Source organism: Salinicola endophyticus, from assembly GCF_003206575.1.
Classification (GTDB): Bacteria; Pseudomonadota; Gammaproteobacteria; order Pseudomonadales; family Halomonadaceae; genus Salinicola; species Salinicola endophyticus.
Window position 1 is genome coordinate 426,569 of record NZ_PZJO01000003.1, and the last position, 25,828, is coordinate 452,396.

The 25,828-nt window shown below is 66.9% G+C and carries 23 protein-coding genes; 14 read left to right on the forward strand and 9 right to left on the reverse strand.

Going from position 1 to position 25,828, the window contains the following annotated elements:
• Positions 1 to 121: 121 nt before the first annotated feature.
• The 3 genes from DOM66_RS08425 (at position 122) to DOM66_RS08435 (ending at position 1,879) form a co-directional block, all read left to right on the forward strand.
• Positions 122 to 544 (forward strand): rhodanese-like domain-containing protein, encoded by a 423-nt coding sequence (locus tag DOM66_RS08425; protein ID WP_110689856.1) that lies wholly within the window; start codon positions 122 to 124, stop codon positions 542 to 544.
• A 116-nt stretch (positions 545 to 660) separates the two neighbouring features.
• The gene (secB, locus tag DOM66_RS08430) at positions 661 to 1,146 is read left to right on the forward strand and encodes a protein-export chaperone SecB (protein WP_110673670.1); all 486 of its coding nucleotides are present in this window, start codon (positions 661 to 663) and stop codon (positions 1,144 to 1,146) included.
• Positions 1,147 to 1,153: 7 nt separating this feature from the next.
• Positions 1,154 to 1,879, forward strand: coding sequence for a 16S rRNA (uracil(1498)-N(3))-methyltransferase (locus DOM66_RS08435; protein WP_110689857.1), 726 nt, complete (start codon positions 1,154 to 1,156; stop codon positions 1,877 to 1,879).
• Positions 1,880 to 1,965: 86 nt separating this feature from the next.
• Here DOM66_RS08435 and DOM66_RS08440 read toward each other — a convergent pair whose 3' ends face one another.
• Positions 1,966 to 2,874, reverse strand: a complete 909-nt coding sequence (locus DOM66_RS08440; protein WP_110689858.1) for an AraC family transcriptional regulator — start codon at positions 2,872 to 2,874, stop codon at positions 1,966 to 1,968.
• Between the two features lie 195 nt (positions 2,875 to 3,069).
• Here DOM66_RS08440 and DOM66_RS08445 point away from each other — a divergent pair, with 195 nt between their 5' ends.
• Both DOM66_RS08445 and mmsB read left to right on the forward strand, forming a co-directional pair.
• Entirely contained in the window at positions 3,070 to 4,563 is a 1,494-nt protein-coding gene (locus DOM66_RS08445; protein ID WP_110673667.1) for a CoA-acylating methylmalonate-semialdehyde dehydrogenase, read from the forward strand.
• Positions 4,564 to 4,691: 128 nt separating this feature from the next.
• Complete coding sequence (gene mmsB, locus DOM66_RS08450) at positions 4,692 to 5,609, forward strand: 3-hydroxyisobutyrate dehydrogenase (RefSeq protein WP_110689859.1); 918 nt, start codon at positions 4,692 to 4,694, stop codon at positions 5,607 to 5,609.
• A 99-nt stretch (positions 5,610 to 5,708) separates the two neighbouring features.
• On the opposite strand, the gene DOM66_RS08455 is transcribed toward mmsB, so the two are convergent.
• On the reverse strand, positions 5,709 to 7,088 hold the full coding sequence (locus DOM66_RS08455) for a GntP family permease (RefSeq protein ID WP_110673665.1): 1,380 nt from the start codon (positions 7,086 to 7,088) through the stop codon (positions 5,709 to 5,711).
• Between the two features lie 278 nt (positions 7,089 to 7,366).
• Between DOM66_RS08455 and DOM66_RS08460 the strand changes: the two genes are divergently transcribed.
• From DOM66_RS08460 to ruvX, 5 genes are all read left to right on the forward strand, one after another.
• Positions 7,367 to 8,944: an FMN-binding glutamate synthase family protein gene (locus tag DOM66_RS08460; protein ID WP_110689860.1), complete on the forward strand. Its 1,578-nt coding sequence runs from the start codon at positions 7,367 to 7,369 to the stop codon at positions 8,942 to 8,944.
• Positions 8,945 to 9,116: 172 nt separating this feature from the next.
• Entirely contained in the window at positions 9,117 to 11,267 is a 2,151-nt protein-coding gene (locus DOM66_RS08465) for a prolyl oligopeptidase family serine peptidase (RefSeq protein WP_110689861.1), read from the forward strand.
• 104 nt (positions 11,268 to 11,371) lie between these two features.
• A complete protein-coding gene (gshB, locus tag DOM66_RS08470; RefSeq protein ID WP_110673662.1) occupies positions 11,372 to 12,328 on the forward strand; it encodes a glutathione synthase in 957 nt (318 codons plus the stop codon).
• Positions 12,329 to 12,518: 190 nt separating this feature from the next.
• Positions 12,519 to 13,076: a YqgE/AlgH family protein gene (locus DOM66_RS08475; RefSeq protein WP_110689862.1), complete on the forward strand. Its 558-nt coding sequence runs from the start codon at positions 12,519 to 12,521 to the stop codon at positions 13,074 to 13,076.
• Positions 13,076 to 13,531 (forward strand): Holliday junction resolvase RuvX, encoded by a 456-nt coding sequence (ruvX, locus tag DOM66_RS08480; protein WP_110689863.1) that lies wholly within the window; start codon positions 13,076 to 13,078, stop codon positions 13,529 to 13,531. Before DOM66_RS08475 ends, ruvX begins: the two co-directional genes overlap by 1 nt.
• 198 nt (positions 13,532 to 13,729) lie before the next feature.
• Here ruvX and pyrB read toward each other — a convergent pair whose 3' ends face one another.
• From pyrB to uraD, 3 genes are all read right to left on the reverse strand, one after another.
• A complete protein-coding gene (gene pyrB / locus DOM66_RS08485; RefSeq protein WP_110689864.1) occupies positions 13,730 to 14,770 on the reverse strand; it encodes an aspartate carbamoyltransferase in 1,041 nt (346 codons plus the stop codon).
• A 111-nt stretch (positions 14,771 to 14,881) separates the two neighbouring features.
• Positions 14,882 to 15,808 carry an IclR family transcriptional regulator gene (locus DOM66_RS08490; RefSeq protein WP_245392400.1) on the reverse strand — a complete coding sequence of 309 codons (927 nt, stop codon included), beginning with the start codon at positions 15,806 to 15,808 and terminating at the stop codon, positions 14,882 to 14,884.
• Positions 15,809 to 15,933: 125 nt separating this feature from the next.
• Positions 15,934 to 16,461, reverse strand: a complete 528-nt coding sequence (gene uraD, locus DOM66_RS08495; protein ID WP_110673657.1) for a 2-oxo-4-hydroxy-4-carboxy-5-ureidoimidazoline decarboxylase — start codon at positions 16,459 to 16,461, stop codon at positions 15,934 to 15,936.
• Positions 16,462 to 16,681: 220 nt separating this feature from the next.
• Here uraD and uraH point away from each other — a divergent pair, with 220 nt between their 5' ends.
• A complete protein-coding gene (gene uraH, locus DOM66_RS08500; RefSeq protein ID WP_110689866.1) occupies positions 16,682 to 17,041 on the forward strand; it encodes a hydroxyisourate hydrolase in 360 nt (119 codons plus the stop codon).
• Positions 17,042 to 17,136: 95 nt separating this feature from the next.
• The gene (locus DOM66_RS08505) at positions 17,137 to 17,871 is read left to right on the forward strand and encodes a GntR family transcriptional regulator (RefSeq protein WP_110673985.1); all 735 of its coding nucleotides are present in this window, start codon (positions 17,137 to 17,139) and stop codon (positions 17,869 to 17,871) included.
• A gap of 95 nt (positions 17,872 to 17,966) precedes the next feature.
• On the opposite strand, the gene DOM66_RS08510 is transcribed toward DOM66_RS08505, so the two are convergent.
• The 3 genes from DOM66_RS08510 to DOM66_RS08520 all read right to left on the reverse strand — a co-directional run bounded on the left by DOM66_RS08510 (position 17,967) and on the right by DOM66_RS08520 (position 21,801).
• Positions 17,967 to 19,418 carry an NCS1 family nucleobase:cation symporter-1 gene (locus DOM66_RS08510; RefSeq protein WP_110689867.1) on the reverse strand — a complete coding sequence of 484 codons (1,452 nt, stop codon included), beginning with the start codon at positions 19,416 to 19,418 and terminating at the stop codon, positions 17,967 to 17,969.
• 107 nt (positions 19,419 to 19,525) lie between these two features.
• Positions 19,526 to 20,890 (reverse strand): NCS1 family transporter, encoded by a 1,365-nt coding sequence (locus tag DOM66_RS08515; protein ID WP_110673654.1) that lies wholly within the window; start codon positions 20,888 to 20,890, stop codon positions 19,526 to 19,528.
• A 164-nt stretch (positions 20,891 to 21,054) separates the two neighbouring features.
• Positions 21,055 to 21,801, reverse strand: coding sequence for an aspartate/glutamate racemase family protein (locus DOM66_RS08520; protein WP_110689868.1), 747 nt, complete (start codon positions 21,799 to 21,801; stop codon positions 21,055 to 21,057).
• A gap of 414 nt (positions 21,802 to 22,215) precedes the next feature.
• Between DOM66_RS08520 and puuE the strand changes: the two genes are divergently transcribed.
• Positions 22,216 to 23,145, forward strand: coding sequence for an allantoinase PuuE (gene puuE, locus DOM66_RS08525; protein ID WP_110689869.1), 930 nt, complete (start codon positions 22,216 to 22,218; stop codon positions 23,143 to 23,145).
• An 89-nt stretch (positions 23,146 to 23,234) separates the two neighbouring features.
• On the forward strand, positions 23,235 to 24,077 hold the full coding sequence (locus tag DOM66_RS08530) for a MurR/RpiR family transcriptional regulator (RefSeq protein ID WP_110673651.1): 843 nt from the start codon (positions 23,235 to 23,237) through the stop codon (positions 24,075 to 24,077).
• A 56-nt stretch (positions 24,078 to 24,133) separates the two neighbouring features.
• Here DOM66_RS08530 and DOM66_RS08535 read toward each other — a convergent pair whose 3' ends face one another.
• On the reverse strand, positions 24,134 to 25,573 hold the full coding sequence (locus tag DOM66_RS08535) for a YfcC family protein (protein ID WP_110689870.1): 1,440 nt from the start codon (positions 25,571 to 25,573) through the stop codon (positions 24,134 to 24,136).
• Positions 25,574 to 25,828 lie beyond the last annotated feature (255 nt).

The window sequence follows — 25,828 nt, forward strand, 5'->3', positions numbered from 1 at the left end:
TTTGCCTGGGTTCAGGTGCCGCGCCAGCGCATGGCCACGCGCGCCGGGAGCCGCGCCGCCGCGTCTTGCGGCCCGGTGCTTCCGGCCCCAGCATTCCCGCTTTGAGAGTGTCGGCAGACCCATGATCGATCAGTTGTTCGAATTCGTTGAAAATCATCCGCTGCTGGTCAGCGCCTTCCTGGTCGTACTGCTCGCGTGGCTGGCGTTCGAGGCCAAGCGTGGCAGCGCCTCCGGCGTCTCCACCAGCGAAGCGACCACGCTGATCAACCGCGAAGATGGCGTCGTCATCGATATCCGCGACAGCGCCGAGTTCAAGGCCGGCCATATCGCCGGCGCCAAGAACGTCCCCCAGGCCCGGCTCAAGGAGCGCCTGGGCCAGTTGGAGAAGCACAAGGACCAACCCGTGGTGGTGGTCTGCAAGCATGGCCAGAGCTCGGCGACCGCGGTCACCGAGCTGAGCCAGGCGGGCTTCTCGCGGGTCTACAAGCTCAAGGGCGGCATGGCCCAGTGGCAGGCCGACAGCCTGCCGGTGGTCAAGCGCTGAGCCGACCCGATACGCGCTCGTCGGCGGATGAGGGCGGCCCGTGCTAGCCAGCCGGGCCCGCTACCGACCGCGGGCCACACGCCAACCGCTCCGATCTAACCCAAAGGAAACGCACCATGGCGGAAGACAACAATCAGCAGGGCACGCAGGAACAGCCGCAGCTCCAGTTCTCCCTGCAGCGTATCTACGTGAAGGACATCTCGTTCGAGGCCCCGAACTCACCGCGCGTGTTCCAGCAGCCGTTCAAGCCCAAGGTCGGCCTCGATCTGGATACCACCAGCGAGTCGGTCGGTGAGGATCTCTACGAGGTCGTGGTCAAGGTGACGGCTCAGGTCTCCAACAACGAAGACGACGCCACCGCCTTCCTGGTCGAGGTCGAGCAGGCTGGCCTGTTCCGCATCTCGGGCCTCGACGGGGCGCAGCTCGACCACACCCTGGGCGCCTTCTGCCCCAACGTGCTCTTCCCCTATGCGCGGGAGTGCATCGATAGCCTGGTCGGGCGCGGCAGCTTCCCGCCGCTGATGCTGGCGCCGGTCAACTTCGAGGCGATGTACGCCCAGAAGCAGCAGCGCGCCGCCCAGGCCAGCGACACCACGCAGTAAGCGCGCCATGGCCATACCGCGCATTCATGTCGCCGCCGACTTCCGGGTCGGCGGCGACGTCGTTCTGCCCGAGGGCGCCGCGCGTCACGTGGCGCTGGTGCTGCGTCTGGGCGTGGGCGCCCCGCTCAAGCTTTTCGACGGTGCCGGGCTCGAGGCCCAGGCCAGCCTGATCGAAGCCGGGCGCAAGCGCGTCGTCGCGCGGATCGAGACGCTCGAACCCGGCCGCGGCGAGTCGCCGCTGGCGGTGCATCTGGGGCAGGCGATCTCCAAGGGCGACCGCATGGATTACGCGATCCAGAAAGCGGTGGAGCTGGGCGTGGCGGCGATCACCCCGCTCTACGTCGAGCGCGGCGACGTGCGCCTGAAGGGCGAACGCGAGGCCAAGAAGCTTGCCCACTGGCAGGGGGTGGCGGTCAGCGCCTGCGAACAGTGCGGGCGTGCCAGCATACCGCCGGTGCACCCGCCGCAGCCGCTGGAGGCCTGGCTCGGTGCCCGCGACGAGCAGCTGCGCCTGGTGCTCCACCCCGCCACCGACGACAGCTGGCGCCACGCGGATGCGCTCGATAGCGCCGCGCTGCTGATCGGCCCCGAAGGCGGTCTCACCGACGCCGAGGTCGCGGCCGCACGCCATGCCGGCTTCCAGCCCCTCACCCTCGGTCCGCGCATCCTGCGCACCGAAACCGCCCCGGTGGTGGCACTGACGCTGCTGCAGCATTACTTCGGCGATCTCTAGATTCGGTCTGAACACTGGCCACCCGTGGGACAGTCGGCGGCCGGCGGTGACGCGCATCCAGGGAGCATCGCCCCGGGCCCGGAGGCTCAAGACGTGGCGTGCTCGCGGCGATAGTCCCGCGGTGCCACGCCCATCACTTTCTTGAACTGACGCGAAAAATAGTAGGGATCGTCGTAGCCCAGGTCGGCGGCGATCTGGCCCACGCTGAGCGTGGTGACATCGAGCAGGTAGCAGGCGCGGCTGATCTTGAAGTGCTGGAACGCCTGCATCGGCGTCTGCCCGGTCTGGCGCTTGTACTCGCGGATGAACTGGCAGCGCGACAGCTCGCTGGTGGCGTCGACCAGGGTGGCGAGCTCCACCCGGCGGTCGAGGTGCGCCTGCAGCCAGGCGTTGACCCGGGAGACGTCCAGCGCCGCGTGGCGTGCGTCGCGCTGGTGGCGCACCAGGGCGATGTAGGTCAGCAGCGCCTTGAGCTGATTGGCGGCGTGGATCAGCGGCAGTGTGCGAAAGCGTGTCACCACCGACAGCAGCAGCTCCCACTCGGCGACGATCCGCGGATGGTGGCCGATCTTGATGCACACCTCGTCCTGCGGCTCGGCGATGGCATCGAAATAGTCCGCCGCCGCCGTGCCGCCCAGGTGCACCCAATAGATCGTCCACGGATCGCGCGGGTTGGCACGATAGCGATGCCCCCGCTGCGGGCGCAGCAGCAGCACGTCGCCGGCGCGCACCGGAGAGAGCTTACCCGCGCACTCCACCATTCCCGAACCCGCTTCACAGTAGATCAGCAGATGATCGCGCGGTGCCGACCGCTGCATATGGTGGCCGGCCGCGTGGGGGTATAAGCCGACCCCGTGGGGCAGGCACTCGCGGCACAGCGGGTGGGTCTCCAGCGCCGCGATCGCAGTCTGAGGGATCACCACCCGGCGTCCACTCAGCGGCAGCGGCCAGGGCGAGGTCTGGGCCGACAATGGTGGCAGGGACTGGCGCAACATTGTCCATCTCCCGGCAATTTACGCCATCTTATGGCCGCCAGGGGCGTGTTACACCTTAGCCATTGATCGAAGATCCCCTGCGCGACGGGGCTCGAGATCGCCCTCGCAGACGGACCGAGCGGCGCCGGCGGTGACACGCATGCCCTCCACGCCCACCCGCGCCAGCGCGGTTCGCCAGCGCTTCAGGAGCGGACCATGACCCTACGACTACCCCAACTGATCGCGGGCGCCTTCGCCCAGAGCGACAGCGAACACTGGATGGCGGTCACCGACCCCGCCACACAGCAGGTGCTGTGCGAGGCGCCAGCGGCGACCCCGGACGAGATCGAGCGCGCCGTGACCTCGGCGCGGGCGGCCTTCGAGCGCTGGCGCGAGGTGCCGGTGAGCGAGCGGGCGCGCTTGATGATGCGCTACCAGGCGCTGCTCAAGGCCCATCAGGAGGAGATCGCCGTGGGGCTCTCGCGGGAGACCGGCAAGACCTTCGAGGATGCCAAGGGCGATGTGTGGCGCGGGATCGAGGTGGTCGAGCAGGCCGCCAACGTGCCGGCGCTGATGATGGGCGAGACGCTGGGGAACGTGGCCCGCGGCATCGATACCCATTCGTGGACCCAGCCGCTGGGCGTGTGCGCGGGGATCACCCCGTTCAACTTCCCGGCGATGATCCCGCTGTGGATGTTTCCGCTGGCGATCGCCTGCGGCAACGCCTTCGTGCTCAAGCCGTCGGAGCAGGACCCGATGACCCCCAACCGGCTGGCCGAGCTGTTTCTCGAAGCCGGCGCGCCGCCGGACCTGCTGCAGGTGATCCATGGTGGCCGTGAGCAGGTCGATGCGCTGCTCACCCATCCGCAGATCGCAGCGGTCTCGTTCGTCGGCTCGGTGGCGGTGGGCCAGCACGTCTACCGCACCGCCACCGACCACCTCAAGCGCGCCCAGTGCTTCGCCGGGGCCAAGAACCATATGGTGGTGATGCCGGACGCCGACCCGAAGCAGGTGGTCAACGCGCTGGTGGGGGCCGCCTGCGGCGCCGCCGGTCAGCGCTGCATGGCGATCAGCGTGGCGGTGTTCGTCGGTAGCGCGCGGGAGTGCATCGAGCCGCTCACCGCCGCCTTCGCGGACCTGCGCCCCGGCGCCTGGGACGACCCCGACGCCGCCTATGGCCCACAGATCAGCCCCCAGGCCAAGGCGCGGATTCTCGACCTGATCGCCCGCGGCAAGGCGGAGGGCGCCACCTGCCGGCTCGATGGCAGCGACTGCCAGGTGGCCGGGCTGCCCGATGGCAACTGGGTGGGGCCGACGCTGTTCACCGAGGTCACCCCGAAGATGTCGATCTACCGCGAGGAGATCTTCGGCCCGGTGCTCTGCTGTCTCTGTGTCGACACCCTCGATGAGGCGATCGCGCTGGTCAACGAAAGTCCCTACGGCAACGGCACCTCGATATTCACCGCCAGTGGGGCGGCGGCGCGGCGCTACCAGCAGCAGGTCGAGGTGGGCCAGGTGGGCGTCAACGTACCGATTCCGGTGCCGCTGCCCTTCTTCAGCTTCACCGGCTGGAAGGGGTCGTTCTATGGCGATCAGCACGCCTACGGCAAGCAGGCGGTGCGCTTCTACACCGAGACCAAGACGGTCACCAGCCGCTGGTTCGAGGAGGAAGCCGTGGCCGGGCCCAATCTTTCCATACAGCTGCAGTGAGACGTCGCCACAACGGATGAGCCCGGCCCTGGGCGGACAGGTCAGGGCCTGGGGCAGATACGTGAGAACGAGAGAGACGGGTAGGTCAGGACGAGAGACGAATACGCCATCTCAGGGGAGAGCGGACGATGAATATCGCATTTTTCGGTGTCGGCAACATGGGCGGGCCCATGGCCGCCAATCTGATCCAGGCGGGCCATACGGTACGCGTCTTCGACCTGCTGCCGGCGCTGGTCGAGGCGGCGGTGGCCAGCGGCGCGACGGCCGCGGCCTCGCCGCGTGAGGCGGTCACCGGGGCCGAGGTGGTGATCAGCATGCTGCCCTCGGCGGCGGCGGCCCAGGGGCTCTATCTGGGCGATGGCGCGGCTGATGCCGGTATTCTGGACGCGATCGACCCGGCGGCGCTGATCGTCGACTGCTCCACCATCGATGCCGCCACCTCGCGGGCGCTGGCGGCGCGTGCCGACGAACTGGGGCGGGTGCTGATCGATGCCCCGGTCTCCGGCGGCGTGGGTGGGGCCCGCGCCGGCACCCTGACCTTCATCTGCGGCGGCCCGGCGGAAGCGGTCGAGCGCGCCCGGCCGCTGCTGGAGACGATGGGGCGCAACGTCTTCCACGCCGGCGACAGCGGTGCCGGGCAGACCGCCAAGATCTGCAACAACATGCTGCTGGGCATTCTCATGGCGGGTACTGCCGAGGCGCTGCAGCTCGGTGTCGACAATGGTCTCGATCCCGCCGTGCTCTCGGCGATCATGGCCGAGAGTTCCGGCAGCAACTGGGCGCTCAAGGTCTACAACCCCTGGCCCGGGGTGATGCCCGAGGCGCCGGCCAGCCATGACTATCAGGGGGGATTCGGTGTGGCGCTGATGAACAAGGATCTACGTCTGGCCCAGGAGGCCGCGCTGAGGAGCTGCTCGACCACGCCGCTGGGGGCGCTGGCCAAGAGTCTCTACGGCTTTCACGCCGCCGCCGGTGGCGAGGGTTACGACTTCTCCAGCATTCAACGCTTCTACGCCCGCGGGCATGAGCCATCGGGCCAGGCGTGAGTCGTGCCGATATTCGCGACGATACGCAGACGCCCCGGCGCGTGGCCGGGGCGTCTGTAGGCTGCCCGTATCGGGCACTGATGATGCCTGCCGGCCGGATCAGAACAGCAGGTAGACGACGCCGGCCAGGAGGAAGCCGACCATCGACTCCAGCGCCTGCTGCACGGTCCAGGTCATCAGCGTGGTCTTGACGTCCATGCCCAACAGCCGCCCCACCAGCCAGAAGCCGGAGTCGTTGACGTGGCCGGCGAACACCGAGCCGGCGGCGGTGGCGAGGGTGATCGCGACCACCTGCATGGCGGAGAAGTCGCCGCTGGCCACCGCCGGCGCCATCAGCCCGGCGGCGGTGACCAGCGCCACCGTGGCCGAACCCTGGGCCAGGCGCATGACCACCGCGACCAGATAGGCGGCGACGATCACCGGCATGCCCAGGTTGCTCATCGAATCGGAGAGCGCATCGCCGATACCCGAGGCCTGCAGCACCCCGCCGAACATGCCGCCGGCGCCGGTGATCAGGATCACCGAGCAGATCGGCCCCAGCGAGGAGTCGACGATCTTCTCCAGCGCGCTGCCACCTTCACCGCGGCGGCTGCCCAGCACGTAGATCGCCACCAATACCGAGATCAGCAGCGCGATCGGCGTCTCACCCAGCGAGGAGAGGAACTGGAACCAGGTGGCGTCGCTGTCGGCTACGCCGGCGGCGCGGGCGAAATCGAGCCCGGTATTGAGAAAGATCAGCGCCAGCGGCAGCAGCAGCAGCGCGATGACCGTGCCCACGCTGGGCGGATTCTCGATCGTGTCGTTGTCCTGGCCGCCGAACAGGCTGACTTCCAGCTTGAAGTCGAAGCGGCTGGCGGCGAAACGCCCCCACAGGTAACCCGAGAGGTACCACATCGGGAAGGCGATGAGGATCCCCACCAGCAGCACCAGGCCCAGGTTGGCGCCATAGAGCTCGGTGGCGGTGACCGGGCCGGGGTGGGGCGGCACGAACACGTGCATCACCGAGAAGGCCGCCGCCGCCGGCAGGGCGTAGAGCAGCACCGGGCCGCCGAGGCGCTTGGCCACCGCGAAGATGATCGGCAGCATCACGATCAGGCCGGCATCGAAGAAGATCGGAAAGCCCATGATCAGCGAGGCGATACCCAGCGCGAACGGCGCGCGGGACTCGCCGAACAGCGACACCATGCGTTCGGCCAGCACCTGGGCGCCGCCGGAGTGCTCCACCAGCTTGCCGAGCATGGCGCCGAAGCCGACCAGCAGCGCCACCGAGCCCAGCGTACCGGCGAAGCTGTCGGTCATGGTATCGACGATGGCGCCGGCGGGGATGCCGGTGGCAAAGGCGGTCAGCAGGCTGACCAGCACCAGGGTGGGGAAGGCGTGCAGATGAAAGCGAATGATCAGGACCAGTAGCAGGGCGATCGCGGCGGCGGCGATGCCGAGCAGCGGCCCGGCCGACAGGGTTTGCGTCCAGCCGTCCATTAGAGATACCTCCATGATGTGAAGCTTCAAAGTGGCACGAAGCGGGCAAGGACGACAGTCGACGATGGTCTTTATGTCAGATATTGAGTGATTAATGTCGGACAAATACGCGTATCGAAGGGCGAACACAGCGGTCGAGGATCGAACAGCGAAGGAGAAGGCGCCTCGGGTAGGCGGAGGGTGACGGACACACCGTGATGAATGCGAGGTTACCGATTTGAACAATCGGTCACCGCGACCAACACTGAAGGTCCGACTCCTCGGATGGACACCACGACATGTACCGTCGACTCTTTTACCTCCTCGTCCCCGTGACGCTGGCGCTGATTCTCGCCGTCGGCGTGGTCTGGCACCCCTGGCTCTGGCTGCTGCTGCTGTGGGTGCCGCTGGCGCTGATTGGCTGGCGCGATCTGCGCTCCACCGCCAACGTGCTCTACAACTACCCGCTGATCGGGCATCTGCGCTACATGCTCGAGTTCGTGCGCCCCGAGCTACGGCAGTACTTCTTCGAATCCGAGACCAGCGGGCGGCCCTTCTCCCGCGAGCAGCGCAACCTGATCAACGCCCGCGCCGATGGCACCGGCGATACCTCGCCCTTCGGCACCATCCGTGACGTCGATGCCGCCGGCTACAACTTCTCCTTCCACTCGATGGCGCCGCGCAAAGTGGCCGACGAGCAGCGCTTCATCACCATCGGCGGCCCCCAGTGCACGCGGCCCTACCGCTCGTCGCGCCTCAACATCTCGGCGATGAGCTTCGGCTCGCTCTCGGGCAACGCCATCGAGGCGATGAACCTGGGGGCCAAGCAGGGCGGCTTTGCCCACGATACCGGCGAGGGGGCGATCAGCCCCTACCATGAGAAGCACGGCGGCGACCTGATCTGGGAGCTGGGGACCGCCTACTTCGGCTGCCGCCACAAGAATGGCCGCTTCGATGCCGAGACCTTCCGCGACAAGGCGCGCCTCGAGCAGGTCAAGATGGTCGAGATCAAGATCTCCCAGGGGGCCAAGCCCTCTCACGGTGGGCTGCTGCCGGGGGCCAAGGTCAATCAGGAGATCGCCAGCACCCGCCAGATCGAGGCCGGCCAGGATTGTGCCTCGCCCCCCGGGCATCCGGAGTTCTCCAACCCGCGTGAACTGATGGCGTTCGTCGCCCAGCTGCGCGAGCTCTGCGATGGCAAGCCGGTGGGCATCAAACTGTGTCTCGGCGTGCGCCACGAGTTTCTGGGTATCTGCAAGGCGATGATCGAGACCGGCACGCTGGTCGATTTCATCGTCATCGATGGCGCCGAGGGCGGCACCGGTGCGGCGCCCCAGGAGTTCTCGGACCGCCTCGGTGTCTTCATCGACGAGGCGCTGCCGTTCGTCGACAACGCTCTGCGCGGCGCCGGGCTGCGTGACAAGATCCGCCTCGTCGCCAGCGGTAAGGTCGCCCTGGGCTACGACATGGTGGTCAAGACCGCGCTCGGCGCCGATATGTGCAACGCCGCGCGCCCGTTCATGTTTGCGGTCGGCTGTATCCAGGCCCGGCGCTGCCACACCAACAAGTGCCCCACGGGCGTGGCAACCCAGGACCCCAAGCGGGCGCGGGCGATCAACGTGCCGGAGAAGGCGGAGCGGGTGGCGCGCTACCACCGCGCAACCCTGGATGGCTTCGCCGCGATCACCGGTGCCATGGGGCTCGAGCGCTTCGATGCGCTGACTCCGGACCATATCCGCCACCGCAGCAGCTATGCGCCAGCGCGTGGCTATGCGGCGTTCGAGCTGCCGCGGCTGCAAGATGGCCAACTGCTGGGGGATGAGATTCCCGAGGCGTGGCAGGCCGACTGGCGCGCCGCCGCCGTCGACCACTTCTGAGCCAGCGTCACGGTAAGCACGTGGGGGCTATTGTGAAGGTCTCGGCGCGCAGGTCCTGGTGAACAGATCCTGGTGAGAAAGTTCTTGGCGCGAAGATCGGTACTCGGTGGAACTCTGGCTGTGGCGTAGGCTCTGAGGCTCGACCCCCACGATGACAAGCAGGAGACTATCGATGCGGCGCTTTCCCGGATTTGCCTATCTTGCCGAGACGCCCGATGCAGCGGGCGCAGGCTCGAGCGCCGAGGCCGACGCGCACCGCTGGCTGGAGGCGATCGACGACCCCGAGGCGCTGGCCTGGGTCGAGGCGCACAATCGCGATACCCTCGACGCCCTGGGCGGCCCTGAGCTCGATCACCTGACCGCCGAGCTGCGCGAGATCCTCGATGCCGACGATCGTATCCCCTTCGTGGTCAAGCGCGGCGAGCACTACTACAACTTCTGGCAGGATGCCGATCACCCCCGCGGGGTGTGGCGGCGGACCCACTGGACCTCCTACTGCCAGGCCAAGCCCGAGTGGGAAGTGCTGATCGATGTCGACGCCCTCAACGCTGCCGAGGGCGAGAGCTGGGTGTGGCATGGCGCGCGCTGCCTCGAGCCCGAGGCGCCGGCGGGCGTCTGGGAACGGGCGCTGGTGGCGCTCTCCCCGGGTGGCACCGATGCCGACGTGACCCGCGAGTTCGATCTCATCAACAAGCGCTGGGTCGAGGAGGGTTTTCAGCGGCCCGCGGCCAAGGGCGGTCTGAGCTGGATCGACCGTGACAGTGTCTACGTCTATACCGATTTCGGCCCCGATGCCGCGGGGCAGAGCGCGCTCACCAGCTCGGGGTATCCGCGCTGCGTCAAACGCTGGCGGCGGGGGCAGCCGCTGGCCGCGGCGGAGACGCTGTTCGAGGCGGCGGAGAGTGACCTGATGGCGATCGCCTTTCGCGATCGCACCCGCGGCTTCGAGCGCGACTTCATCCAGCACGCCCTGGCGTTCTACGAGCAGCGCTTGATCGAGCGGCTGCCCGATGGCACCCAGGTCCCGCTCGACCTGCCGCTTTCGGCCCAGGCCAGCGTGCACCGCGAGTGGCTGCTGGTGCTGCTGCGCGATGACTGGGCCCCGGCGGCGACGTGCTATCCCGGCGGGGCGCTGCTGGCGATCGACTACGCCGCGTTCAAGGCCGGTGCCCGTGATTTCCGCGTGCTCTTCACGCCGGATGCCCGGCGCTCGCTGGAGGGGTTCGAGTGGACCCGGCACTATCTGGTGCTGGATATTCTCGAAGACGTCAAACACCGCTTCGTGCGCCTCGAACCTCGCGCCGGGGCTGCATGGGCAAGCCTGGCGCTCGATACCCTACCGCCCACCGGCGAGGTGGGTCTCTCAGCGGTGGACGACGAGACCAGCGACGAGGTCTTCGTCGTGGTCACCGACTATCTGACGCCGACCACGCTGTCGCGCCTCGACCTGGCCCAGGCCGAGACCGCCAACGCGGGACCCAGCCCGATCAAGCAGGCACCGGCTCTCTTCGACGCCAGTGGCATGCGGGTCGAGCAGCGCTTCGCCACCAGCGACGATGGCACCCGCGTGCCCTATTTCCTGGTGCTGCCGGCGGGCATCGACGACGTTTCACGTGAAACAGCGCTGCCCACGCTGCTCTACGGCTATGGCGGGTTCGAAATCTCGCTCACGCCGCACTATGCCCCCGATGTGGGGCGCTGCTGGCTCGCCCGTGGCGGTGCCTATGCGGTGGCCAACATCCGGGGCGGCGGTGAATATGGCCCGCGCTGGCACCGTGCCGCGCTCAAGGCGGATCGCCACAAGGCGTTCGAGGATTTCGCCGCGGTGGCCGCGGACCTGGTCGCCAGCGGCGTGACCACACCGCGCCAGCTGGGCATCCAAGGCGGCTCCAACGGCGGCCTGCTGGTGGGCAACATGATCACCCGCTACCCGGATCACTTCGCCGCCGCGGTATGTGAAGTGCCGCTGCTCGACATGCGCCGCTACCACCAGCTGCTCGCCGGCGCTTCATGGATGGCCGAGTACGGCGATCCGGATAGCGACGACTGGGAACGCTTCCTGAAGGACTACTCGCCCTATCACAACCTGCGCGGGGGCGTGGACTATCCGGCGGTACTATTCACCACCTCGACCCGCGACGACCGCGTGCACCCCGGGCATGCGCGCAAGATGATGGCGAAGATGGAAGCGATGAACGTAGGCGATATCCACTACTATGAGAACACCGAAGGCGGCCACGGTGGCGCTGCGGACAGCGCCCAACGGGCGCGGTTGAGCGCGCTGGCCTGGCGTTTTCTGTGGCAGCGGCTGGGGGCGGACTAGGGCGCCGGTGTCTTGGTGCTGCGCGTGGCGCTCGGGCATACTGAGCGCCACGCTTCTCCCGTCCGGCCTGCCGGCGGGACACACCGACATGGAAGACCTCACCGATGAGTCAGAACACCGTCAAGCTGGGCGTGGTGATGGATCCCATCGCCGATATCGCCTACAAGAAGGACACCACCCTGGCACTGCTGTGGGCGGCCAAGGCCAAGGGCTGGTCGCTCTACTATCTCGAGCAGGAGGATCTCTACCTCTACGAGGGGCGCGCCATGGGCAGCGTGCGCACGCTCGATGTGCACCACGATCCGGATCACTGGTTCGACCTCGGCGAGCGCGAGGCGATGCCGCTGGGTGAGCTCGACGTGATCCTGATGCGCAAGGATCCGCCGGTGGACGGACACTTCCTCAACGCCGTGCACCTGCTGGCGTTCGCCGAGCGCGAGGGAACCCTGGTGGTCAACCCGACCCGGGCGCTATTCGAGTGCAACGAGAAGCTGTTCGCCCAGCAGTTCACCCACTGCATCCCGCCCAGTGTGGTCTCCGCCAATGCGGCGGTGCTGCGCGCCTTCCAGGCCGAGCATGGCGATACCATCTTCAAGCCGCTCGATGGCATGGGGGGCACCGGGATCTTTCATATCGGCCCCGAGGGGCGCAACCTCGGCGCGGTGATCGAGCAGCTCACCGAGCGCGGCCAGCGCCAGATCATGGCCCAGCGCTATCTGCCGGAGATCAAGGACGGCGACACCCGCATTCTGCTGGTCGACGGCGAGCCGGTGCCCTTTGGCCTGGCGCGCATTCCCAGTGCCGGCGAGACCCGCGGCAACCTGGCCGCTGGCGGTCGCGGGGTCTCCCGCGAGCTGACCGAGCGCGACTACTGGCTGGTGGAGCAGGTCAAGCCGGCGATCCGCGAGCGCGGGCTGCTGTTCGTCGGGCTCGACGTGATCGGCGACTACATCACCGAGATCAATGTCACCAGCCCGACCTGCGTCCGCGAGATCGACGACCAGCGCGGTACCGACATCCCCGGGCTGCTGATGGCCGCGATCGAGAAGCGTCTGGCTTGATTCCGCCGCGACACGACCCCATCTCGGCGTGTCCTGTCACGCCGCGTGGCCGTGAGCGACGCGCGGCTCCCGGTGCCGCTGCGACATCCGTCGCCCCGACGACAACGTCGGGATACGCGGGTGTTACACTGCAAGCTGACCTCAGGCGTGCCGGCAGGCCGGCGGCGCGCTGCGATTTCGACGGAGTCTCATGCAAAGCCTGAAACACTACTTCCTGATGGCGATGCCGCACCTGGAAGATCCCAATTTCGCCGGCACCCTGACCTATCTGTGCGATCACGATGACGATGGCACCCTGGGGGTGATCGTCAACCGGCCCTCCGAACTCACCCTCCAGGGGCTGTTCGAGCAGCTCGACATCGAGTCCGAGCCGGGGCCGCACAACGAGATCCTGGTCTACGACGGTGGCCCGACCTATCGCGACCGCGGGTTCATCCTGCATCGCGGCAGCGCCGACGAGTGGGACTCCAGCATCCAGGTGGCCGAGGACATCGCTCTGACGACCTCGATGGACATGCTCCAAGCGATCGCCCAGCGGCGTGGCCCGGAGCACTTTCTGGTCACCCTGGGCTGCGCCGGCTGGAAGGCTGGCCAGCTCGAGGACGAGCTCAAGCAAAACACCTGGCTGACGGTCGAAGGCGACGGCGACATCCTGTTCCGGCAACCGCCGGAGCAGCGCCTGGCGGCTGCCGCCGGGCGTCTCGGGGTCGACCTCAACCTGATGACCCGCGACGCCGGACATGCCTGATGACCTGCCTCGGCGGTAGCGCCAGCGACAAGCTCGGCCAACGTCTGGTGATGGCCTTCGACTACGGTACCCGGCGGATCGGTGTGGCGGTGGGCAACGAGATGCTGGGCTCGGCGAGCGGGCTCGACCCGCTGCCGGCGCGGGACGGCATTCCCGACTGGGCGCAGATCGAGCGACTGCTGGCGGAGTGGCAGCCGGACCTGCTGGTGGTGGGGCTACCGATCCATGACGACGGCAGCGAGTCCGAGATGAGCGTGCGGGCGCGCAAGTTCGGCAACCGCCTGCACGGGCGCTTCGGCAAGCCTGTCGAGATGTTCGATGAGCGCGGCACCACCCAGGCGGCCAAGCAGATCGCCGCCCAGGGTGGCCACCGCGGCAACTACCGCGACCGCGGTGTCGACGGCATCGCCGCGCAGCTCATCCTGGAGAACTGGTTCACCCGCGCGCAGGCGTGACACTGCATCCGGGTGTCACGCCTGCCGCTCGATCCCGCCTGTCTTAGAAGACCTTTCACAACCGCCAGACCACGTGGGCAGGGCGTCGCGAGGGCGCTGTGACCCCCTCCCTGGGCGCTACCTTTGCCATCCCTGGCAAAGGACCCTCGCTTTGTCCTGCCCCCGGCGCCCAGTGTCAGAAGGTTTGGACATGCGCTCTTATTGGGCCTTCAGCGCGCGATCGTCGACGCCGAAGGTCTCCGGCACGAACCAGCGCACTTCGCGCAGGTCGCGGGCGATCTCCTCTTCCACTTTGAGCAGATGGGCGAAGATTGCCATACGCATGGGGATGCCGTTGTCGGTCTGGCGGAAGATCGCCAGGCGCGGGTCGCCATTGAGATCGGTGGAGAGGTCGTTGGCACCGGGGCGGCTGTCCCGCGGCAGCGGGTGCATGACCACGGTGGTGGGGGAGCAGCGGCGGTCGAGGAAGCCGCGGTCGACCACGAAGTCGGCGGTCAGCTCGGTGAAGCTTTCGGTCATCTCGGCGGTGAAGCGCTCGCGCTGGATGCGCGTGGCGTAGATCACGTCGACATCGGCGAAATCCTCGGCCAGGCTTGGCCGGGTCTCGATCCGGTGCCCGCGGGAAGCCACCAGGTCGACCAGATGCTGCGGCATCTCCAGCCCCGGCGGCGACACCAGGGTGATGCGCAGGGGGGCGTAGAGCGAGAGCAGCTTGATCAGCGAGTGCACCGTGCGCCCATACTTGAGATCCCCGGTCAGCAGCAGATGCGCCCCCGCCAGCGGCTTGCCCAGCCGCGCGAACTCCTTGCTGATGGTATAGACGTCGAGCAGCGCCTGGCTGGGGTGCTCGCCGGGGCCGTCGCCACCGTTGATCACCGGCACCCGGGTCGCCTCGGCGAATTCCGCCACCGAGCCCTGCTCCGGGTGACGCATGACGATGGCGTCGACATAGCCGCCCATCACCCGGCTGGTGTCGTAGAGCGACTCGCCCTTGGCCATCGAGGAGAAGGTGAAGCCGGTGGTGTCGCAGACGCTGCCGCCGAGGCGACAGAAGGCGGCGTTGAAGCTGATTCGCGTGCGCGTGCTGGCCTCGAAGAAGAGGTTGCCGAGCACCGCCCCCTCCAGCACCCGCGTCACCTGGCGCCGCTGAGCGATCGGTTCCATGCGCTCGGCGAGGCGGATCAGATGATCCACGGCGTCGCGATTGAGAGAGTCGACGGAGAGCAGGTGCGGGGACATGGCGGACCTCACTGGCGGGTGGCGGTATCGGGGCCGGTCTGGCCGGGCGATAGTGTAGCGCCGAGGCTCTCCGGGATCATCCGTCGCGCGTCGCGGTGCCCGCCCCGCGCCTCAGGCCGGTGGTTCGCTGGGCGTCTTGCCGCCGAGTCTGGCGGTGATCTCGCGGGCGGTATCGGCGACCAGCGCGGCCAGCTTGGGCAGGCGCGAGTCGTCGATCCGTGCCACCGGGCCGGAGACCGAGATCGCCGCCAGCGGCAGGCCGCTCTCGTCGTGCAGGGTGGCGGCGACACAGTTGAGACCGATGGCGTGCTCCTCGCGGTCGACCGCATAGCCCTGGCGCCGGATCGTCTCCAACTGGGCGCGCAGCGTCTCCAGGTCGGTGAGGGTGTTGGGGGTCTCGCCTTCGAGGACGCGCCCCCCCATGACGCGCTCGAACTCCTGCTCGGGCATCCACGCCAGCAGCGCCTTGCCCACGCCCGAGGCGTGCAGCGGCGCGCGCGAGCCCAGGCGGGTGATCATGCGCATCATCTGTTGCGACTCGCTCTGGGCCAGATAGACCACCATGCCGTCGTCACGAATGCCCAGGTTGGCGGTCTCGCCGCTGAGTGCGGTGAGCCGGCGCAGGAAGGGGCGTGCGGTGGCGACGAAATCGCGCGCCTCGAGGAAGCTGTTGCCGATACGGAAGGTCTTGACGTCGATCCGCCACAGGCCGTTGGTGCCATCCTGGGTGATGAAGCCCTGCTGGTGCAGCGCCTGCAGCAGCCGGTGGGCGGTGGAAGGGGCGAGGCCGAGGGCATCGGCGACCTCCGAGAGCGCGAGCCCGTTGGGCGCGGCGGCCAGCGCTTCGAGGATGGTCAGACCGCGCACCAGCGACTGGCTGTGGCCGCCGGCGCTCTTGCCACCGGCGGCCGGGCGGCCGACCGCCCGGCGCTTCTCGCCGCTGCCGCCGGTAGCCCGTCGCTGGGCTGTCTCCGGCTCCTGCTGCTGGGTCGTGTCTTGCGCCGTGTCGCTCGCCCGCTGCCGCTTTTGTTCCGTCACCCGCTGCCGCTCTCGTGGTTGAGATTCGTGGTTGAGAAAGAGACCCGGCGCGTGCCATGGGGCAGCGCCGGGCATTGTTCAGGATAACCCGATCGATGGTGAGCTGTCTTTGCCGGCGGCTGGCGTCATGCGCTGATGCTGCGTGCCTCCAGGCGCAGCAGGGCGATCCGGTGGATCTGTGCGATGGCGGTATGGCGCTCCGCTTCCGGGGTCTGTTCCAGGCGCTGTGCGAAGGCGTCGAGAATGGCGTGGCGATCGAGACCGCGTACGGCGATCACGAAGGGAAAGCCGAAGCGCTCGCGATAGGCGGCGTTGAGCTGCTCGAAGCGGGCAAACTCCTCCGGGGTACACTGGTCGAGCCCGGCACCGGCCTGTTCGCGGCGGGAATCCGCGGTCAGGGTCGCGGCTACGGCGGCCTTGGCGGCCAGATCCGGGTGGGCCCGGATCAGTGCCAGCTGGGCCTCGGGGGAGGCGGCGTCGACCGGCTCGCGCAGCCGCGCGGCGAGTCCCGCGGGAGTGTCGTGGCGGTCATCGAGGCCGCTGTCCCAGGCGGCGGCGGCGATCCACGCCGAGTGTTCGTAGATATCGCCGTAGGTGGCGATGAAATCCTCGCGCGTGAGCTGGCTCGGGCGCGGGTGCAGACGATCCGGCATATGGGCTTTCCCTTGAATCTTGTATACGAACCGCTTTGAATGAAGTCACTGACAACGGGGCATATTCTGGTGGTCGTCTGACACGTCGACGAGCGCCGTACGGGTCAGATAGTGCCAAAGCTACCGCCAAGTGTCCGCGTCGATCCAGCCTTTCCCCTGCGATGGGCGGTGGGCGCGCGCCGGTGGCCCCCTTTTCTCCGCTCCCGATCGCGAGGCGTGCATGAGCGATACCGACTCTGGTTACCTGACCACCCACGTGCTGGACACCGCCCGCGGCTGCCCGGCCGCCGATCTGTGCATCGATCTCTACCGACTCGAGGGCGAGCGTCGCACCCGGCTGGCCAGGCTGAGGACCAATGCCGATGGGCGCAGTGATGCGCCCCTGCTGGCCGGCGCCGAGTTCCGCGCCGGCTGCTACGAGCTGATCTTCCAGGCCGGCGACTATCTCGCCGCCAGCGGTGCGCCCGGAGGGTTTCTCGGCGATATCCCGATCCGTTTCACGGTCGATGCCCCCGACGAGCACTATCACGTGCCGCTGCTGCTGTCGCCGTTCGGCTACTCGACCTACCGCGGCAGCTGAGTCGCCGCGACGTGGGCATCCCACCGCCCGGCCGATACAATCGCAAGGACGCACTCAGGGAGTCTGACAGCATGGGGAAACGCGCCGATGCCACTATGGCGGCGGGCCAGCCGCCTGCGGCCACGCCTGCGCGTCGTCGCAGGGCGGGCAAGGACGGCGATGGCGCGGAGCGCCACGAGGTCATCTACCAGTCGATCAGCGACGCCATCATCGAGCATCGCCTGAGGCCGGGGGCCCGACTCCGGGAGGATGCCCTGGCCGATGTCTTCGACATCAGCCGTACCGGTATCCGCAAGATTCTGCAGCGTCTCGCCCTCGAGGAGCTGGTGACCCTGACGCCGCGTCGTGGGGCCAGCGTGACGCGCCCCTCTGCTGATGAGGCCAAGGACGTCTTCGATGCCCGGCAGATGATCGAGTGCGGCCTGATGCCCGAGATCACCCGGCGTATCACCCGCGAGGATATCCGTGCCCTGCGCGACATGGCGACCCGCGAGCGCGAGGCGCTGCGCGCCGGCGAACAGAGTACAGCCATCAAGCTCTCGGCGGCCTTTCATGGCCATCTGGCGCGCCTGTCCGGCAATGCCACCCTGGCGGCTTTCGTCGAGCGCCTGTGCTCACGCTCTTCGCTGATTCTCGCCGTCTATGGCAATGCGGGCCATCTGGGCTGCGAGTCCCATGATCACGATGATCTGGTGGGCTATCTGGAAAAGGGTAACGGCGAACGCGCCCAGGCCTTCATGGGGCGCCACCTCAAGGCTATCGAGGCTTCGCTCTCCCTCCATGGCGAAGAGGATGAGACGCCGGATCTCTACACGATATTTTCGCGCTGACAGGCGATCTGCCGAGAGCGTCATCAACACGCCTCAAGATGCACAGCCCCCGCCGATGGCGGGGGCTTTTTTGTGGCGGGGGAGAGATGGCCCGGTCAGGTGGTGACCGCGTTCCGGTCGCTCTGTTTCCTCATCAGCAGATAGTAGATGCCTCCGCCCAGGGCGGCGCCAATCAGCCAGGCGTAGCCGCCCAGTACGTCCAGCGCCGGTACCCACACCGAGGAAATGGAGAACAGCGCGGCCAGGCCAAACGCTACCAGGGCTCGCCGGTTCCAGCCCTTCACATAATGATAGGCGCCGTCGGGGTCGCTGGAGAACATGTCCTGAATATCCAGCCGCTGGTGTCTCACCAGGTAGTAGTCGGCCACGATGATGCCGTAGAAGGGGGCGATCACCGCGCCGAGGGCATTGACGAAGCCGGGGATGCCGATATGGCTGATCACGGCGATCCACAGGGCGCCGACGAAGAAGGCGATCACTGCGGTGATCAGCCCGCCGATGCGAAAGCTGATCCGTCGGGGGAAGAGGTTGGCCAGGTCATAGGCCGGCGGAATGAAGTTGGCCACCAGGTTGATGCCAATGGTCGCGGCGAAGAAGGTGACCGCGGCCAGCAGCGTCAGCGGCAGCGAGTCGACCTGCTCGATTATCGCAGAGGGGTTGGTCAGCGGCTCGCCGAACAGCACCAGGGTGCCGGCGGTGATGATCAGGGCGATGAAGGAGAAGATGGCCACATTGAGCGGCAGGCCCAGCAGGTTGCCCAGCTTCATGTCGCGCTCGCTTTTGACGAAGCGCGAGAAGTCGCCGAAGTTGATCACTACCGCGGCGAAGTAGGCGATCATGGTGCCGGTGATGGTCAGGAAGGCGCCGATTGCGCTGCCCTGATAGTCGCTGCTGGTGCTGAAGACAGTGCTGATGGCGGGCAGCAGGTCGCTACCGGCTTGATACCAGACGATGATCATCAGCAGGACCATGACGGCATAGACCAGCGGTCCTGCCCAGTTGAGGAAGTGCTTGATCTTGTCGACACCCTGCCAGAACAGGGCGATCTGAAAGAGCCAGACGACCACGAACGACAGCCAGCCGATGGCCGACATGCCCAGCCATTGGCCACCCGGGTCGCCGAACAGCGCCGTCAGCAGCAGGGTCAGCGCCGTCGAGGCGAAGTAGGTCTGCACCCCGTACCAGAAGATGCCGATGATGGCGCGCAGCATGGCCGGCAGGTTGGCACCTCGGACGCCCATGCTGGCGCGGATCATCACCGGAAAGGGGATGCCGTATTTGACGCTGGGTCTGCCGCTCAGGTTGACCAGCCACATCACCACGAAGCCGGACAGAATGATCGCCGCCATCACGGCCCAGCCGTTGAGGCCATAGGAGATGAACAGCGAGGCGGCCAGGGTATAGCCGAACAGACTCTGGATGTCGTTCGCCCAGACATTGAAGATCTCGAACCAGCCCCAGCTGCGCTTGCTCTTCGCCAGGGGGGCCAGGTCGTCGTTGTATAGCGTCCGGTCGATATGCCGGATGTTCAATTCTTGATCGGTCATGATGAAGGCCCGTTGTCATTGTGATTCATGCCAGGCCCTGCGTTGCGGCGAGCCCGCTCCAGGAGGGCAACCTTACCCTCCCTGTCTTTAACCTTGATGTCGTGGCCTCAGCTGCAGAAGCGCTGGCATGGAGACCAGTACTTCATCAGCAGGAAGTAGGTCAGCCCAGCCGGAATCAGGCTGGCGTACCAGGAGACGGTGGAGAGACTGAAGGCCGCGATCACGCCTACCAGGGTAGCGATCACCGCTCCGAGGTTGACGCCGCGGTAGGGCCCGCTTTCGTCGTACAACTTGCCGAGATCCAGGGTGCGGCGGCGGATCAGATAGTAGTCGACCACCAGGATGGCGAAGATAGGGCCGAGAAAGGCGGAGTAGGTCTGCACGAACACCTGCAGGCCGGCGGCGGACTCATCCTTGACCAGTTCCCAGGGGAAAGTGGCAAAGGCCAGCAGACCGACGACCACCGTGGCCGTGCGGTACTTCAGCTTGAAGGTATCCATCAGCACATAGGTCGGCGGCACCACGTTGTTGAGCACGTTGGTGGTGACCTGGGCGAAGGCGATGAACAGCAGGGTGGTCATCAAAAGCGGCGTGTTGTCGACCGCATTGGCGAACACCTTGATGGGATCGGCGACGCCGGTGGCTTCGGAGACCATATAGCCGATCAGCCCCATGAACAGGGTACAGGGCAGGATCGACATGGCGTAGAGGGTGGTCAGAAGGCCCGGGCCGCTACCCTCCTTGTGCTCGCGGGAGTAGTCGCTGACGTTGAGCATCATGGTGCTGTAGATGCCCAGGAACAGCATGGTGGCACCCCAGAACGGCATGCCCCAGGAGCCGTCCATGGTCAGCATGCTGGTCGAGAGCTGGTCGCCGTAGCGCTGCACGGTGCTGTAGAACATGTAGACCAGCGAGGCCAGAATGAAGGCGCTGCCGATGTTCTCCAGCCATTTGATGCCCTGAAAGCCCGTCACCGACAGGGCGATCTGCAGGAACTGGAAGGCGATGAAGTAGAAGATCAGGTTGTCGAAGCCGAACAGGGTCGCCGAGACCATGTTCAGGGCGCCGGCACCGATCCAGCTCTGGAAGCCGTACCAGACGATGGCGGGCACCGCGCGTACCAGCCCCGGTAGCCGGGTGCCACTGAAGCCGAAGGCGCTGCGTGCCTGGACCATGAAGGGAATGCCGTACTTGTAGCCGGCGGCACCGTTCAACGCCAGTGCGATGCCGATCACGAAGCAGCCGATGGCGATGGCCAGCGTCGCCTGCACCAGGTTCAGCGTGCCGACCACGCTGGAGCCCATGGTGAAGGTACCGATCGACACGCAGCCGCCGAACCAGGCCAGCAGATAGGAGGTACGACCCATGATGCGGGTCTGCTGTGGGGCCAGCGATTCCTGGCCGGCGGCCTTGGTGGCCGTGTCGGATAGCCCGGCCGATAGAGTCTGGGCCGGGTTGGGGTCATGGCTCATGCTGTCGTCCTCGCAAGAAGGGGATCACTGTTGTTGTTGTCCCGGTCGGGAGCCGGGAGGACTCTTGCGGCGTGCTACTCGGGTTTTAGTTTTTGCTGTGACGCTATTTTTCGTGCTGACGGTGCGGCCCGGGGCGCGTTATGGATCGGCCCTCATGGCGTGTGTCACTCGCTCGGGGTCATGTGAGACAGGTGCTCGAAGCGCCCGGTGAAGGCCTTGGGGCGCGGGAAGGCCAGATCGCCGAACTTGCTGGTGCCCAGCCCCAGCCCCACCAGGGCCTCGCTGAGCTTGACCGCAGCGGTCACGCCCTCGACCACCGGCAGGCCGACGGCGTCGCTGATCTCAGCGGTCAGGTCGGCCATGCCGCCGCAGCCCAGTACGATAGCGCCGATACCATCTTCGTCACGGGCGCGGCGACACTCCGTGATGATGCGGTTGAGCGCCGCCTCGCCGTCATGCTCCAGGTCCAGCACTGGGATCTCGGCCGCGCGCACGCGGCGACAGTGGTGGCGAAAGCCATACTGGTCGAGCAGGTGCTCGGCGATGATGCCGGTGCGGCCCAGGGTGGTGACGATGGAGAAGCGGGTGCTGATCAGCGAGGCCATGTGAAAGGCCGCCTCGGCGATGCCGATGACCGGTGCTCGGGTCAGCTCGCGGGCGGCCAGCAGGCCTGGGTCGCCGAAACAGGCGATGATGTAGGCATCCACGCCCTCGCGCTCGCCGGCCATCACCTCCTCCAGCACGCCGACGGCGCTGATGGCCTCATCGAAGTGGCTCTCGATGGAGACCGGGCCACTCTTGGGGGTCGTGGCCACGATCTCGGTGCCCGGCGAAGCGATACGCGAAGCCGCTTCGCCGATGGTCGTGGTCATGCTGGCCGTGGTGTTGGGATTGATGACGCGAATCCGCATCGTGGCGTGACTCCTGAACGGCGCTCGACGGAGCAGCAGGGCATCGAGGCCTGGCGCATGGGCGGCAAGCTATAGTCTTTGTATACAAAAAATCTATGGGAGATTTTTTCGGAATGCAAGCAGGATAGGCTCGCCAATGGGTGCTAACGACACCTCTGTGGCGCCGAAAAGACTGTTTCTTAGGCCATGTCAGCAGGTTGGCGTTGTACTACAGACGATGCCCGGATGGTTTTTTCGTATACAGCGCCTGATGCAGTATCTGACAGCGAGGCAACAGGTTCGCATCAGTGCCTCATGGAGCAGGCTTGCAGAGTGAATGGATACAATTCATGTTGTTATTGTATTCATGGATATTCGTGTCGCCGACCACGCACCGGCATTGGACACGGGCACGAGAACAACAGGAATCCTGCAATGAATTCTCCCGCGCATGATGGCTATCCCCGCGATCTGATCGGCTACGGCCGCAACCCGCCCCAGGCCAACTGGCCCGGCCAGGCCCGCGTCGCGGTGCAGTTCGTGCTCAACTACGAAGAGGGCGCGGAGAACTGCGTGCTGCACGGCGATGCGCACTCCGAGCAGTTCCTCTCCGAGATCGCCGGGGCCGAGGCCTATCCCGATCGCCACCTGAGCATGGAGTCGATCTACGAGTACGGCTCTCGGGCCGGCGTATGGCGGGTGCTCAAGGAGTTCGAACGCCGCGGTCTGCCGCTGACGGTGTTCGGCGTGGCGATGGCGCTGGAGCGCAATCCGGAAGCCGCCCAGGCGTTCCGCGAGCTGGGCCACGAGGTGGCCTGCCACGGCTATCGCTGGATCCACTACCAGCATGTGCCGGAGGCAGTGGAGCGGGCGCACATGCAGCGCGCGCTGGCGATCTTCGAGTCGCTCTACGGCGAGCGCCCGCTGGGCTGGTATACCGGCCGCGATAGCCCCAATACCCGGCGGCTGCTGGTGGACGAGGGTGGTTTCCTCTACGACAGCGACTACTACGGCGACGATCTACCGTTCTGGAGCGATGTCGACGACAGCCAGGGGCGCAGCCAGCGCCATCTGATCGTGCCCTACACCCTGGACAGCAACGACATGCGCTTCGCCTCGCCCACCGGCTTCGATCATGGCGAGCCGTTCTTCCAGTATCTGCGTGACGCCTTCGACGTGCTCTATGCGGAGGGGGCCGAGACGCCCAAGATGCTCTCGATCGGCCTGCACTGCCGACTGATCGGGCGTCCCGGGCGCTTCCGCGCGCTGCAGCGCTTCCTCGATCATCTCGAGGCCCACGACCGGGTGTGGATAACCCGACGTGTGGATATCGCCCGCCACTGGGCCAGCCACCACCCGGCCTGAGCGCAGAGCGGGAGAGATCGTCGAGGGCAGCGTCTGGGGCGCTGGCATCGGTGATAGAGTGGCCGCAGCCATCGTCAGGGAACGCATGTATGCAGGGCCATATCGGGCGTCAGCTCCAGCAGCGCTTCGGCGAGCTGGCGCCGCAGGAGCGGCGCGTCGCCAGCTTCATTCTGGATCACTTCGAGGATCTCGCGATCTACAGCGCCGCCGACCTGGCGCGCCTCTCGGGGGTCTCCAAGGCCACCGTGACGCGGCTGTTCCGGCGTCTGGGCTACGCCGACTTCAAGGCGGTCAAGGCCCACGCCCGCGAGCTGCGCCATTTCGGTGTGCCGCTGGCGGCGGGCAGCGATGCCCTGGGTGAGGGTGCCGAGCGCTGTGCCCGGCACCTGGCCCGCGAGCAGGAGAATCTACAGCACTGCTTCGAGGGGCTCTCGGCGGCCAGCTTCGAAGCGGTGATCGGTGCGCTCGACAGCGCGCCGCGGCTGGCGGTGGTGGGGTATCGCAACAGCTATCCGCTGGCGCTGCATCTGCGCCAGCAGCTGCTGCAGTGCCGCCCCGGTGTGGCGCTGTGGCCGGCGCCCAACCAGTCGCTGGCCGAGGAGCTCGCCGAGCTCGATGCCGATGCGCTGGTGGTACTGTTCGGCTTTCGTCGCCGGCCGCGGGTGTTCGACGCCCTGGTCGAGACCCTGGCGGCGCGCGGACAACCCTGCCTGCTGATCGGCGATGCCACCACCGCGCGCTACGCCGAGCGTGTCACCTGGCGGTTGGCGTGTCCGCTGGACAGCGTCTCGGCCTTCGACAGCTACGCCGCGCCGATGAGCCTGATCTGCCTGCTGGCCAACGCCCTGCTGCACCGCCGGCTGGCATCGGGGCGGGCGCGGATCGATGGCATCACCGACCTCTATGAGTCACTCGACGAGCTGGCCCCCTGAAGGGCTGCCCGAACCCTGCGCCCGACTCACGAGCGCAGGCCGCTCTCGTATAGCGCCTAGCCCTGCCAGCCGGTGGCCTGGGCAAACAGCAGCAGGGCCACGGCGATCGCCACCCAGGCACCGAACAGCGGCAGGAAGAAGCGCACCCAGCGCTGCCACGGCACGCCGGCCAGCGCCAGGGTGGCCATGAAGTAGCCGGAGGTGGGGTAGAGAATGTTGCCGATACCGTCACCCAACTGATAGGCGAGGACCGCGGTCTGGCGGGTCACCCCGAGGAGATCCGAGAGCGGCGCCATGATCGGCATGGTCACCAGCGCCTGGCCGCTGCCGGAGGGCACCACGAAGTTGAAGCCGAGCTGGGCGAGATACATGCCCAGCGCCGAGAACAGCGTGGGCAGGCCGCCCACCGCGACCCCGAGGCCGTGGACCATGGTGTCGAGCACCTGGCCATCTTCCAGCACCACGGCCACGGCGCGCGCGATACCGGCGATCATGGCGCCGACCATGACGTCGCGGAAGCCCTCGTTGAAGCCTTCGCAGATGGCGTCGACCTTGAGCCCGGCGATCAGGCCGACGGCGATCCCCATGATGATGAACAGCCCCGCCATCTCGAGCATGAACCAGCCCTGCCCGAGCACGCCGTAGACCAGGATGGCGAAGAAGCCGAAGGCGGCCAGGATGGCGGCTTTCTGACGCCCGCTGGCGCGCGGCTTGTCGGCCTCCAGCGCATGCTGGTAGTGGTGACGTTTGTCGTGCTCGCCGGTGTCGTCAGCGAGCAGACTGGCGCTGGCATCGTCACGCACCCGGCGGGCGTAGCGCAGCACCCACACCACGGCCACCGCGAGCATGGCGATGAGCGCAACCAGGCGCAGACCGAAGCCCGAATAGAGCGGCAGGTGGGAGAGCTGCTGGCCGAGCCCGGTGTTGATCGGATTGAGCACCCCGGCGGTGAAGCCGACAGTGGTGGCACACAGCGCGACCGCGGCAGCCACTACCGAGTCGAAGCGCAGCGCGATCATCAGCGGCAGGATCACCGGCACATAGACCAGCGACAGCTCCTGGGTGCCGATCAGCGTGGCGATGACGGCGAACAGGGTCATCAGCACCGGAATCACCCACAGGCTGCGGCCGGCAAAGTGGCGCGTCAGGTTATCCACACCCAGTTCGATGATGCCGGTACGCCGCAGCACCGCGAACATGCCACCGATGATCAGGGTGAAGAACACCACCTGACCGGCACTCATCAGGCCGTTGGGGATCGCCAGCAGAAAATCGGTCAGCCCGGTCGGCGTGGCGGGCACGTAGTGGAACGAGGCCGGGTCGATGGTGGTGCGTCCCGCTGGCCCCGGCACGCGCTCGTAGACGCCGGCGGGGATCAGGTAGGTGGCGATGGCCGCGAGGACGATGAAGGGGAAAAGGATGGCGTAGATATGCGGGATGTGAAACGATCGTTTCTTATGCGAACGGTCAAGATCCGCCTCGGATGATGGGCTCATGGACGCTTCGTCTTCTCTGTCGTGTTGATGTTGTGATTGCCGGCCGAGCCGGCGGAGAGCGCGTGTCTGCGGGGTGTGATGCCATCCCCGTATTATCCTTGTGGTGATCCCTTGGGCCTGCGTGGGTCGCGGAGGCGCTCGGGTTTGATCGATAGTTTCACAACTCGATGGCCGCGAAAAGCCCTCTTCCGTTACGCTGGTTTCATTGCCGTTTCATCCGCGTTTCATTGATGTTTCATTGGCGTGTGCTGGCCC